The organism is Streptomyces nanshensis (assembly GCF_001751255.1).
GTDB lineage: Bacteria > Actinomycetota > Actinomycetes > Streptomycetales > Streptomycetaceae > Streptomyces > Streptomyces nanshensis_A.
Genome location: NZ_LJGW01000677.1, coordinates 1 through 6244, shown reverse-complemented (window position 1 = coordinate 6244; position 6244 = coordinate 1). Strand labels below are relative to the sequence as shown.

The window sequence follows — 6244 nt, the reverse complement described above, 5'->3', positions numbered from 1 at the left end:
TCAGCGAGCCGCTGACCTGCACCGACGACGAAAGCTCGAACTGCGTTTTCGCAGTTCAGATGCCCTTTTAGATGTCGAAGTACAGCTCGAACTCGTGCGGGTGCGGCCGCAGTTGCATCGGGGCGATCTCGTTCTCCCGCTTGTAGTCGACCCAGGTCTCGATCAGGTCGCTCGTGAAGACGCCGCCCGCCTGCAGGTACTCGTTGTCCGCCTCCAGCGCGTCGAGAACGGCCGGGAGCGAGGTCGGGACCTGCGGGACGCCCGCGTGCTCCTCGGGGGCGAGTTCGTAGAGGTCCTTGTCGATCGGCTCGGCCGGCTCGATCTTGTTCTTGACGCCGTCCAGGCCCGCCATCAGCAGCGCGGAGAAGGCCAGATACGGGTTCGAGGACGGGTCGGGGGCGCGGAACTCCACGCGCTTCGCCTTCGGGTTGGAGCCCGTGATCGGGATGCGCATGGCCGCGGAGCGGTTGCGCTGCGAGTAGACCAGGTTCACCGGGGCCTCGAAGCCGGGGACGAGGCGGTGGTACGAGTTCACTGTGGGGTTGGTGAAGGCCAGCAGCGACGGGGCGTGCCGGAGGATGCCGCCGATGTAGTAGCGGGCGGTGTCCGAGAGGCCCGCGTAGCCCTGCTCGTCGTAGAAGAGCGGGGAGCCCTCGTTCCACAGGGACTGGTGTACGTGCATGCCGGAGCCGTTGTCGCCGAAGATCGGCTTGGGCATGAACGTCGCGGTCTTGCCGTTGCGCCAGGCGGTGTTCTTCACGATGTACTTGAAGAGCATCAGGTCGTCGGCGGCGGCGAGCAGCGTGTTGAACTTGTAGTTGATCTCAGCCTGTCCGGCGGTGCCCACCTCGTGGTGCTGGCGCTCGACCTGGAGTCCGGCCTTGTTCAGTTCGAGGGTGATCTCGGCGCGCAGGTCGGCGAAGTGGTCGACGGGCGGTGCCGGGAAGTAGCCGCCCTTGTAGCGGACCTTGTAACCGCGGTTGCCGCCGTCCTCGATGGTGCCGGTGTTCCAGGCGCCGGCCTCCGAATCGATGTGGTAGTAACCGGCGTTGGCCTTGGTCTCGAAGCGCACGTCGTCGAAGACGTAGAACTCCGCCTCGGGGCCGAAGAAGGCGGTGTCGGCGACGCCGGAGGAGGCGAGGTAGGCCTCGGCCTTCTTCGCCACGTTCCGCGGGTCACGGCTGTACTGCTCGCCCGTGATCGGGTCGTGGATGAAGAAGTTGATGTTGAGGTGCTTCTCCCCGCGGAAGGGGTCCAGCCGCGCCGTGCTGAGGTCGGGGACGAGCGCCATGTCCGACTCGTGAATGGCCTGGAAACCGCGGATCGAGGAACCGTCGAACATCAGGTTCTCGTCCGGGTCGAAGGTTTCGGCCGGCACCGTGAAGTGCTGCATGATGCCCGGCAGATCGCAGAAACGGACGTCGATGAACTTCACGTCGTTGTCCGCGATGAATTTCTTGGCCTCGGCGGCGTTCTGGAACATCCATCCTCCTACTCCCGCCGCGGAGGGACGGGATTGCTGGTACGCAGGCCAGTGCGGTGGCGCGCGCTGGGGCCGACGATAGGCAGACGCGATTTCTCGAGCGTGACCCGACTGTTTCGCCGATGTTAACCACTGCCCGGTCGATACCCGGTGACCTGCGAACAAGGTCATTTCCAGGCCGCGATACGGTGGCTGCGTGAACAACAGGGACGCAATCGGCTCCTGGCTCTCGGGCCCCCGCGCCGCCGCCGAGGACATGGGGGCGGACTTCGGCCACCGCGGCGAGCGGCTCGGACTGCCCGCGGAGGGCCCCCGTTCGATCGCGCCGGTCGGACGCCGGCTGGGCGCGCTGTTCATCGACTGGGCGCTGTGCGTGCTCGTCGCGTACGGGCTGTTCGCGGACGGCGACCTGCGCCGTGCCGACAACTGGGCGCTGGGCGTCTTCACCGTGATGAGCCTGCTGACGGTCGGCACGATCGGCTGCACCCCGGGCAAGCGGCTGCTGGGGCTGCGCGTCGTCAGCGTCGACGGGCTGGGGCGGCTGGCGCTGTGGCGGACGGCGGTGCGTACGGTGCTGCTGGCGCTGGCGGTTCCGGCGCTGATCTGGGACCGGGACGGGCGCGGACTGCACGACCGGATCTCCGGCGCGGTCCAGGTACGCACATAGACGGTCCCAAGTACGCGCCCCAAGTACGCGCATGGACCGGGCGCCCGTACGTCGGGAGACAGCCACGGGACATCGAAAGGCCCGGCCGGAGACGTGGACTCCGGCCGGGCCTTCACGTACGGGGCGCCTTGAAACGCGTGGAAGAGTGGAAGAGATCGGGACCGCGGCCCTCAGCGGCCGCCCTGCCCCCGCGGCATCCGCATGCCCTTGGGCATCGGGCCCTTCGGAATCGGCATGTTGCTCATCAGGTCGCCCATCGCCCGCAGCCGGTCGTTGACCTGTGTGGTCTGCGGGCCGGTCAGCACACGCGGCAGCTTCAGCAGCTTCGTGCGCAGCTTCTTCAGCTCCACCTGACCCTCGTCGTCGCCGACGGTGAAGTCGTGTACGGGGACGTCCGCGACGACCCGCGCCATCTTCTTCTTCTCGGAGGCCAGCAGCGACCGCAGCCGGTTCGGGTTGCCCTCCGCGACGAGGACGATGCCCGGGCGGCCCACGGCCCGGTGGACCACGTCCTGGCTGCGGTTCATCGCGACCGCGGGCGTGACCGTCCAGCCGCGGCCGATGTTCTCCAGCACGGCCGCGGCGGCGCCCGGCTGGCCCTCCATCTGCCCGAAGGCGGCACGCTCGGCCCGGCGTCCGAAGATGATCGCCATCGCGAGCAGGGCCAGCATCACGCCCAGCACGCCCGCGTACACCGGGTGCCCGATCAGGAAGCCGACGGCGAGGAGTACACCGAAGGTGACAAGCCCCACGCCGGCCAGGATCAGGCCGATCTTCCGGTCGGCACGCCGGGTCATCTTGTACGTCAGAGCGATCTGCTTGAGCCGCCCCGGGTTGTTCTCGGAGTCTTCCTTCCTCGCCATGCGGGGAAGTTTACGTGGCGGCCGGCCTCCGGTCGGCCGCGGCCTCCAGTACCCGCTGGGCCTCGGTACGCGCCACGGCCCGGCGGCGGTCCTCCAGCACCGCTGTCCAGGCGTTCCGGGTGGCGGTCCGGTGGCCCCTGCCCATCAGCAGGTGCTCGAAGCTCTCCAGGGCGCGCAGCGTCGTACGCAAAGCGGTTCCCCTCCGTGTCTCACATGGCTGCCGTCAGCGGCCAGGAACGGTATGTGCAGCCATCGTCACCGTTAGGTGTTACCAGCGGATGACCAGCCGGTCAAAGCCTGCGAACGCCGATGCGGTCAACGTCACTCCGCGGCCGCGCCCCGGAGTGGCCCCGGTCACGCCGCGCGGGCGTCACGCGCCTCGATCGCCTGCTTGTACAGCCGGCCCGCACGGTACGAAGAGCGCACCAGCGGCCCGGACATGACGCCCGCGAAGCCGATCTCCTCGGCCTCCTCGCTGAGTTCGACGAACTCCTGCGGCTTCACCCAGCGCTCGACGGGGTGGTGGCGCGCGGACGGCCTCAAGTACTGGGTGATCGTGATGAGTTCGCAGCCGGCGCCGTGCAGGTCGCGCAGCGCCTCGCTGACCTCCTCGCGCGTCTCGCCCATGCCGAGGATCAGGTTGGACTTGGTGACCAGACCGTCCTCGCGGGCACGCGTGAGCACCTCCAGCGAGCGGTCGTAGCGGAAGGCGGGGCGGATGCGCTTGAAGATGCGGGGCACGGTCTCGACGTTGTGCGCCAGGACCTCCGGGCGCGAGGAGAAGACCTCGGCGAGCTGCTCCGGTACGGCGTTGAAGTCCGGGATGAGCAGTTCGACGCCGGTGCCGGGCATCAACTCGTGGATCTGGCGCACGGTTTCGGCGTAGAGCCAGGCGCCGCCGTCCTCCAGGTCGTCGCGGGCGACGCCGGTGATGGTGGCGTAGCGCAGCTCCATCTGCTGGACGGACTCGGCGACGCGGCGCGGCTCGTCGCGGTCGAGCTCGGCGGGCCTGCCGGTGTCGATCTGGCAGAAGTCGCAGCGCCGGGTGCACTGTTCGCCGCCGATGAGGAAGGTGGCCTCGCGGTCCTCCCAGCACTCGAAGATGTTGGGGCAGCCCGCTTCCTGGCACACCGTGTGCAGACCTTCGCGCTTGACCAGGTCTTGGAGCGCGTTGTACTCGGGGCCCATCTTCGCCCGCGTCTTGATCCACTCGGGCTTGCGCTCGATGGGGGTCTGGCTGTTGCGGACTTCAAGGCGGAGCATTTTGCGACCGTCGGGTGCGACAGCGGACACGTCCGGCTCCCTACGTACTTTCGATTCCTCGGCGAACTTCAGGGTACGCCCACCCCTCCCGTGTCTCCCACCGCCGGGTCGCCTGGCAGACGCAGGGCGGTGCGCACACGGCGGTGCTCACGCGGCGGGCCCGTACGACGCGTTCGTACGACGGATTCGTACGGCGGGCTCGTGCGGCGGGCTCACACGGCGCGGGGCAGCGGCTCCGCGGACTCCAGCACCTCGCGCAGATGCTTCTCGATCACGGGCAGTACGTCGGCGACCGGCACGCTGCGGCCCAGCTCCCCGGAGAGGGAGGTGACGCCCGCGTCGCGGATGCCGCACGGCACGATGCGGTCGAACCAGGTGTTGTCCGGGTCGCAGTTGAGGGCGAAGCCGTGCATCGTCACGCCCTTCGCGACGCGCACGCCGATCGCGCCGATCTTGCGGTCCTCGCCGCGCTGGCCCGCGTTGGACGGCGCGTACTCGGGACCGCGCAGACGCGGGTCGTACTCGTCGTCCTCCTCCCGCGCGGCCGGCCCGCCGGAGCCGCCCGCCTCGAAGTCGAGGGAGAGACCGCCGAGTTCGCCCCCGGAGGGCACTCCGGCGTCCTCGGACGCAGGCCGCTCGTCGTGGTCGCCGAGGACCCATGCGCCGCTGCGGCCCTCGATGCGCGTGGTCTCCAGGCCGAAGTCCGCGCAGGTGCGGATCATGGCCTCCTCCAGCCGCCGTACGTGGGCGATCACATCGACGGGACGGGGAAGCCGCAGGATCGGATAGCCCACGAGCTGGCCGGGGCCGTGCCAGGTGATCTTTCCGCCGCGGTCGACGTCGATCACGGGGGTGCCGTCGACGGGGCGTTCGCTCGGCTCGGTGCGGCGGCCCGCCGTGAACACCGGCTGGTGCTCCAACAGCAGACAGGTGTCGGGGATCTCCTCCGCGAGACGGGCCGCGTGCACACGGCGCTGCTCCTGCCACGCCTCCCCGTACTCCACGGCGTCGGCGCCGAACCCCAGACGGACAAAGCGCAGCTCGCTCACGGCTCCTCCAGTGTCGTGCCGGGCCCCCGCGGCCGGTGCCCGCCGGTGCCGGGGCCGCGCCGCACAGGGCCGGTCCCGGAGGAAAGCGTACGGCCGTGACCGGGCTTTACGGGAGCCGGGCACCTGCTCACACGTATGGATGAAAAGGACAGGGAAGCCGGCGAGCCGGGCTGGTGGGACGGCTAAGTTCGCGCCGTTCCACAGGGTGCCACGGCGCCTTCAGCAAGCCGTAGCTCAGGAGCCCGTAAAACTGATGAGCATCGAACGTTCCGGGGATTCCGCCGCGCAGTCCGCGGCGTCGTCCGCCCAGTCCGCCACCGACGCCGTGCCGTCCTCGCAAACCCCGCACCATCCGCAGTCCGCGCAGTCCCCGGCCGCGCAGCGCGTACCCAACCGCCAACTCGCCGCGCTCATCGCGGAGGCGGGCTTCTCCAACGCCGGACTGGCCCGGCGCGTGGACCAGTTGGGGCTGGAGCACGGTCTCGACCTGCGCTACGACAAGACGTCCGTGACGCGCTGGCTGCGCGGCCAGCAGCCGCGCGGCACCACGCCCGCGCTGATCGCCGAGGTCTTCACACGGCGTCTCGGCAGACGGCTCACCGCACAGGATCTGGGGCTGGACGCATGCGCTCCGGTCTACGCGGGGCTGGAGTTCGCGGCGACGCCCGCCGAGGCGGTGGACATCGTCAGCGGCCTGTGGCGCAAGGACTCGGGCAGCCACGCCGAACTGCGCAAGATCGCCTTCACGCCCGCCGGGCTGGTCGTGCCCAGCCGCGACTGGCTCATCGGGCGTCCCGACGAGCGGGTGGCGCGGGGCGTCGACCCCGAGGGAGGCGGCACCGCGGACGGACACGGTCCGGCGGGCGGCGGCCATGTCCGCTCCGGCGCGGCGGGCGCGGTCCGTACGGGCCCGGGCGGG

The 6244-nt window shown here is 69.9% G+C and carries 6 protein-coding genes and 1 pseudogene; 2 read left to right on the top strand and 5 right to left on the bottom strand.

Annotated elements, in window-relative coordinates:
* Positions 1-67: 67 nt before the first annotated feature.
* Positions 68-1483 (bottom strand): type I glutamate--ammonia ligase, encoded by a 1416-nt coding sequence (gene glnA / locus AN218_RS31530; protein ID WP_070020442.1) that lies wholly within the window; start codon positions 1481-1483, stop codon positions 68-70.
* Between the two features lie 196 nt (positions 1484-1679).
* Between glnA and AN218_RS31525 the strand changes: the two genes are divergently transcribed.
* Positions 1680-2150, top strand: coding sequence for an RDD family protein (locus tag AN218_RS31525; protein WP_070020441.1), 471 nt, complete (start codon positions 1680-1682; stop codon positions 2148-2150).
* Positions 2151-2320: 170 nt separating this feature from the next.
* Here AN218_RS31525 and AN218_RS31520 read toward each other — a convergent pair whose 3' ends face one another.
* The 4 genes from AN218_RS31520 to lipB form a co-directional block, all read right to left on the bottom strand.
* Positions 2321-3013 carry a DUF4191 domain-containing protein gene (locus AN218_RS31520; protein WP_070020440.1) on the bottom strand — a complete coding sequence of 231 codons (693 nt, stop codon included), beginning with the start codon at positions 3011-3013 and terminating at the stop codon, positions 2321-2323.
* Positions 3014-3023: 10 nt separating this feature from the next.
* The gene (locus AN218_RS31515) at positions 3024-3203 is read right to left on the bottom strand and encodes a hypothetical protein (protein ID WP_070020439.1); all 180 of its coding nucleotides are present in this window, start codon (positions 3201-3203) and stop codon (positions 3024-3026) included.
* Positions 3204-3367: 164 nt separating this feature from the next.
* Positions 3368-4306, bottom strand: a complete 939-nt coding sequence (gene lipA / locus AN218_RS31510; protein WP_070020438.1) for a lipoyl synthase — start codon at positions 4304-4306, stop codon at positions 3368-3370.
* Positions 4307-4488: 182 nt separating this feature from the next.
* Positions 4489-5325, bottom strand: coding sequence for a lipoyl(octanoyl) transferase LipB (lipB, locus tag AN218_RS31505; RefSeq protein ID WP_070020437.1), 837 nt, complete (start codon positions 5323-5325; stop codon positions 4489-4491).
* Between the two features lie 253 nt (positions 5326-5578).
* Between lipB and AN218_RS31500 the strand changes: the two are divergent.
* A pseudogene (locus AN218_RS31500) lies at positions 5579-6244 on the top strand (hypothetical protein); the annotation flags it as partial.